The following is a 4,525-nucleotide window of genomic DNA, read 5'->3' on the forward strand; positions in this document are numbered from 1 at the left end:
CACCTGCTCGGGCGGGAGCCTTCTGAGGTAGGCGCCGGGATCCCAGCCGTAGGCAGCGACCAGTCGAGCCCGTCACCGTCCAGGGGGCCGCCGCCGCCCGTGCTCTGCCACTGCGCGCCCCTCCGGCGCAGGTGCACGAGCGAGTTGCCGAACATGTCGGTCTCGACGCCCTCGACCACGCCCCGCACCGTCACCGTGGTGCCAGGCTTGGGCGGGTTCTTCGCCCCGGGCAGCGAGAACCGCAACTCGTTCGCGGCCGTCACCGGCACGTCGAACGTGATCCGGTCGCCGGGCTGCAGGTCGCCGGGGACCACGGTCTGCGGCGCCGCCGGCGCCTTCGCCGGAACGGGCTCGGGCGTGGGCGTCTGGGCGGCCTCCTGGCGGCTGCTGGGCTGGTCGGCCAGGACCATGACCAGGTGCTTGTCCTGGCCGCCCTGCTGGACCGCCGCCGCGCGCTGCGCCTCGGTGAGGGTCTTCTGGTTGGACTCCGGGACGAGCACGATCTTGCGTTCGTTGGCCATTCGCAGGAGCGTCGCGTCCAGCTCGGCCCGGTCGACGCCGGGCAGGTTGGCGCGCAGGTCCTCCATCGACAGCCACCGGCCGGGCTCCACCATCTGCTGGTAGGCGTCCCGGATCTGCTGCTCAAGCTCAGGCACCGAGGGGCGGGCTGCGGGCCGGGCACCGGCTTCCCGGTCATCCTCGTCCAGCGTGTCGGCCAACAGAGCCCGCGCTATGTCGGCGGCCTCGGGCTTGCCGTCGCGGATCGCCGCCGTCAGCTCGGCGACCTTGTCCGCGGGCATGACGCGGGCGACCGCGTCGCGGTCGGCGATGTAGACGTCGACCGGCTTGGCCATCTCGTCAACCTCGGCCAGACGCACACGCCAGCCGCCGCCCTCGTCGGGCTCCACGAATCGCACGATGCCGACGAGCTGCCGCACGTCCGGGTCATCCGTGGTCTCCCGCGTGGGGTCGCTTGCACGGCCGTGCACGATGACGGCCTGGCCGCGCTGGAGGTCCTTGACCGGGGTGCGGCCGTCCGGGGTGTCCGGAGTGAAGTCGCGGCCCTCCGCGCTGGCCTGCTCCACCTTCATGGCCGCAGGGTTGGCGCTGGCCTTGCTGGTCGGCTTGCTGCCGTCCGGCCGCTTCTGCACAGTCAGGTAGTTGCGGTGGACCCGCTGGACGCTGCCGTCCTGCATGCGGACCTCTAGCCGGCCACCGCCGACGTTTCGGACGACGGTGCCGTGGCCGCCGCCCCACACCGACACCAGGGCGTTGGTCTCGATCCATCGGCCCTTGCGGTCGCGCGGGTGCAGGTCGTCATCGAACTTGGCGAACCCCCGGCGTGCCTTGACTTCCCAAGCGTCGTAGTCGGACAAACCAGCCCCCATGCCCCGTGGTGTGCGTGCGAGGGTGCAGGGTGCCGACTCGGCGGCTTAACGTCGCGCCGGCATCTCAGGCGGGGGAGACGACCCAGCGCAGGCGGCACCGGCAGTACGCGGTCTCCTCGATCGGGCCGTCGAGGTCGCCCGGCCACCGCAGCAGCGCCTCACCCACCTCGAACAGGTCGCCACCGCGCCGGACCTGCCCGTCCGCCTCCCGGTGCGTCGGCCGGACGTCGGCGTCGTCGCGGGCCCGCCAGGTGGCCGACACCATGCCGTTGGGCCCGGCCGCGTCCATGACGACGACGTACTCCACGGCGTGCGTCAACGCGGTGGCCGCCCGCGCGCTGGCCTGGGCCGCCCACGCCTCCAGTCCGGGGAGCTGGGCGCGCACTTCGGCCACGAGACGGTCGATGTCATCCCCGGCCCGATCGCGCTCCTGGATCAGGTCACGCAGGCGGCGGGCAGCGCCGACGATCTGCTCCACGAGCCAGTCACGGGCCTGAAGCATCGGCGCGGCCACGCCCACCCACGGGGACGCCACGGGCCCGGCGGCCGCGCCGGCGGCCGCCGTCAGAACGGGCGTGAGCACGGCGGCGGCTTCCTCCTGCCACTGGCCGAGGTCGGCGACGCGGTCGGCGTCCAACGGGTCGGTGCCGACCCGGGTGTCGGCCTTGTATTCGGCGACGAAGTGGCGGGTGTGCTTGCGCGTCTTGGGGGAGGCGAGGCGGGCGGCGGTGCGCTTCACGAGCCTGCGCGCGAGCTGTTCCAGCGCCTGGCGTAGATCGTCCTCGATCTGGTCGCGTACGTCGCTGCCGGGCGCGGCCTGGGGGAGGGCCTTCGTTTCGGTCTTGCGTCGCCGCGGCTTGCCCTCGTCCTCCTCGTCGTCCTGGTCCTCGTCGTCGGCCGGCGCGTCCTGCTCTGGGTCGCCGGTCTCGTCGCCGGACTCATCGAGCATCTCCTGCAGCATCGCCATCGCCTGCCCGGCCGCCGGGTCGGAGTCGTCCACCGGGACGGCCCCGTCTTGGGTGGGCTCCTCGCCGGGCGGCAGTTCCCCGGGCGGGGGCTCCTCGCCCGTGGCGGGCGGAGCGGCGGCCTGGTCGGGAGAGGCGAGGCCGAGCGCCTGGGCGTCCTCCGGCCTGGTCGGGATCGGCGTCTTGCCCTGCGCGATGTAGATCGCCCGCGTGTGGGGCAGGTCGTACGGGTCGTAGTCGGCGATCTCCCGGTACTCGTCCGGGCTGATGAGCCCTTCCTTGACTTCCTCGCGCGCCTCCCGGCGGCGGGCCTCAGCAGTGCGCCGCAGCACCTCCACCGTCGAGGTGTCGAACTCGCCCCGCCTGCCCTCGCCGGCGTCGACGTCGAACCCGGTCGTCAGGATGCGCAGGTGCGGCGGCATCGTGATCGTCCAGAACGTGAAAAGCTCCTGCTCAGCGTTATCCCACGTCCGGCCCGACGAGTTGCCGAGCACGGTCTCGCCGACGCCGAACGCGGCCAGCGTCTCCTCCTTGGCGCGGGCCGCCATCTCCCCGTACGCCATATCCCTCGGCGTGGCCGCCAGGTCGATGTACGACAGCTTGCCGCCGCCGATCACCGTCAGCTTGCCTGCCTCGGCGGGCCCGCGCCCGAACCGCTCCTCCAGCTTCGCCGCATCAGCCGGGTTCGTCCGCCCCTCCACCGACAGCACGCCGCCAGGGCGACCATCGTTCAACATGAACGAGCTGTTGTAGATCTTGGCAAGGAAGTCCTGGTCAACCGCCAGCCCGGCCGCCTGCAACGGGGTGATCCCCAGGTAGGGGTCGAGAGGGTGAGGCTTGCGGAACCAACGGACGCGGTCGGGCGGGATGGGCACCCGCGTGCCGTCCGGGGTGATCGTCTCGAAATGCGACAGCAGCCGGCCGTTGAGCCCCGGGACGGGCCTGGTGCGGCCCGGCGGCAGCAGGTCAAGCCGGATCGGCCGGTCCCGCCGGTCCTTCGTGATCTCCACGAATGCGCCCCGCGGGGAGAGCAACACCTGAGCCGACAGCCTGTACCGCAACTGGCGGCCTGTCTCCAGCTCGTTCGCCTGCCCGTCGTTGAGCAGGTCCAGCAGCGGATCGTCCTCGATCAGCTCCCCGCTGTCGATGTCGCGCTGCGCGTAGTCCAGGTTGGACTGGTGCTCGCTGATCGAGTCGACCGCCTTGTACACCCACACCGTGCGCTCGAACGCCTCGGCGACCGCCCGGTCCACCGTCCAGGCGCGGCGCGCGGCAACCGACAGTTGCGACGACCACTCTGTGACGGCCATCGGGCCGAGGCCGGAGGTGAACGCCTTCGTCTCCATCGCCAGCGCCTCCTCCGGGGAGCGCTGGAGCGTCGCGCCGGCGGCGCGGTTGAGGAGTCCGGGCAGGAATCTGCGAGCCATGTCCGCGCCCCCGAGACCTAGTTCGACCGGCCGGAGGCGACGAACCAGCCGCCGGCCATCAGGTAGGCGCCCGTCAAGGCGATGCCCGCCGGCGTCGACCACGTGAACGCGCCGATCAGGACGCACAGGCCGCCGACGACCATCACGGCCAGGCCCACGATGTCGCGCTGCATCCGGCCGCGCTCGACGGCCGGTGCCGGGTCACGCTCGACGTGCTCAATCGGGTCGTAATACACCTGTGGGCCCCTCCGTACCGGATCGCCGCCCTGGCCGTAAGGGGGCGGGCTCCGGGGCACGGTAGAGGCCCGAGGGGTTTGCGTCGCGCTGGGACTTCCCGCGCGGGAACTAGTTCAGTCCGGTGATGCGGCTGGCCTGCATCAGGGCGACGGCCTCGCGCCGTACCCGCTTGCGGCGGACACTCTCCTGGCGGGCGGCGACCTCCCTCGCCGTGGTGCCGGGCGCGGGCTTGGCCCGCCCAGCCCGCTCGTTCGCGTCGCCACCGACGAGGTGCTCGGCGTTGATGTCTGCCTCGCACGGCAGCCACACGCACAGGTCGAAGGGTTGCCGGCATTTCACGCAGAGCCGGTCGAGCGCGGCGAAAACCAGGCCGTTCTCGAACTCAGGGAAGGTTTTCAGGTCCTCAGGCAGGGTGATGAACGGCTTGTCGGCGAGCCGCCACATCAGGTCAGGATCGGCAGGCTCCAGGGTCAGCGCGATGCCCCACGCGTGGCCTGGCGGGTACGTC

Annotated in this window: 3 protein-coding genes and 1 pseudogene; all 4 read right to left on the reverse strand. The window is 72.1% G+C overall.

What is annotated here, in order from left to right; all coding sequences use genetic code 11:
• A pseudogene (locus tag ACWCSD_RS48385) lies at positions 1–1,376 on the reverse strand (hypothetical protein); the annotation flags it as partial.
• Positions 1,377–1,452: 76 nt separating this feature from the next.
• Complete coding sequence (locus ACWCSD_RS48390; protein ID WP_449925868.1) at positions 1,453–3,780, reverse strand: phage portal protein; 2,328 nt, start codon at positions 3,778–3,780, stop codon at positions 1,453–1,455.
• 17 nt (positions 3,781–3,797) lie between these two features.
• Positions 3,798–4,016: a hypothetical protein gene (locus ACWCSD_RS48395; RefSeq protein ID WP_449925871.1), complete on the reverse strand. Its 219-nt coding sequence runs from the start codon at positions 4,014–4,016 to the stop codon at positions 3,798–3,800.
• A 109-nt stretch (positions 4,017–4,125) separates the two neighbouring features.
• The coding region (locus ACWCSD_RS48400; RefSeq protein WP_449925874.1) for a hypothetical protein at positions 4,126–4,525 on the reverse strand (400 nt) is incomplete at its 5' end.

It is taken from the genome of Nonomuraea sp. NPDC001684 (genome assembly GCF_053596515.1).